Source organism: Paracoccus sp. S4493, assembly GCF_000967735.1.
Classification (GTDB): domain Bacteria; phylum Pseudomonadota; class Alphaproteobacteria; order Rhodobacterales; family Rhodobacteraceae; genus Paracoccus; species Paracoccus marcusii.
In genome coordinates, this window is sequence record NZ_JXYF01000167.1 from 1 (window position 1) to 268 (window position 268).

The 268-nt window shown below is 69.8% G+C and carries 1 pseudogene; it reads left to right on the forward strand.

What is annotated here, in order from left to right:
• Positions 1-268 (forward strand): annotated as a pseudogene (locus TW83_RS21220) (phosphonate ABC transporter, permease protein PhnE); the annotation flags it as partial.

Consider the following 268-nt stretch of genomic DNA (forward strand, 5'->3'; position numbering starts at 1 on the left):
TGCTGGTCGTCATCTTCGTGGCGATGATGGTGTCGGGGTTCCGCGTGGCCGACGCCCGCAACGCCGGCGGGTTCTGGCAGGGGCTGCACCAGGTGGGCGATTTCCCCGCAGCCCTCGTGTCCGAGGCGGTGCAGAAATCGGCCAACCTGCCCGGCCACATGATCCGCGCCCTGCCCGCCCTGGTCGAAACGCTGAACATCGCGCTGGTCGCCACGCTTCTGGGTTGCATCGCGGGCACCGCCCTGTCTCTGGCGGCCACGCGTGGCCT